The following is an 894-nucleotide window of genomic DNA, read 5'->3' as shown; positions in this document are numbered from 1 at the left end:
GAGCCCTTAAGCTTATTATGTGTTAATGGAAGGCTCTGGAAAGTGCCACGATACAGGGTGATAGTCCCGTACATGAAAACGCATTTTAAGTGAAATCGAGTAGGTCGGAGCACGTGAAACTTTGACTGAATATAGGTGGACCATCATCTAAGGCTAAATACTCCCAACTGACCGATAGTGAACCAGTACCGTGAGGGAAAGGCGAAAAGAACCCCTGTGAGGGGAGTGAAATAGAACCTGAAACCGTGTACGTACAAGCAGTAGGAGCAGACTTGTTCTGTGACTGCGTACCTTTTGTATAATGGGTCAGCGACTTATATTTTGTAGCGAGGTTAACCGATTAGGGTAGCCGTAGGGAAACCGAGTCTTAACTGGGCGAATAGTTGCAAGGTATAGACCCGAAACCCGGTGATCTAGCCATGGGCAGGTTGAAGGTTGAGTAACATCAACTGGAGGACCGAACCCACTAACGTTGAAAAGTTAGGGGATGACCTGTGGTTAGGAGTGAAAGGCTAATCAAACCGGGAGATAGCTGGTTCTCCCCGAAATCTATTTAGGTAGAGCCTCGGACGAATACTTACGGGGGTAGAGCACTGTTAAGGCTAGGGGGTCATCCCGACTTACCAACCCTTTGCAAACTCCGAATACCGTAAAGTACTATCCGGGAGACACACGGCGGGTGCTAACGTCCGTCGTGAAGAGGGAAACAACCCAGACCGCCAGCTAAGGTCCCAAAGTCATAGTTAAGTGGGAAACGATGTGGAAAGGCCCAGACAGCCAGGAGGTTGGCTTAGAAGCAGCCATCCTTTAAAGAAAGCGTAATAGCTCACTGGTCGAGTCGGTCTGCGCGGAAGATGTAACGGGGCTAAACTATGCACCGAAGCTGCGGATTCA

1 rRNA gene is annotated in these 894 nt (G+C 49.1%); it reads left to right on the top strand.

The features are described from left to right. Positions 1-894 (top strand): 23S ribosomal RNA (locus tag CWC30_RS07460); the annotation flags it as partial.

It is taken from the genome of Pseudoalteromonas sp. S4741, assembly GCF_005886135.1.
Taxonomy (GTDB): domain Bacteria; phylum Pseudomonadota; class Gammaproteobacteria; order Enterobacterales; family Alteromonadaceae; genus Pseudoalteromonas; species Pseudoalteromonas tetraodonis.
Note: the sequence above shows the minus strand (reverse complement) of the source record. Positions and strands in the feature narration are given on the sequence as shown.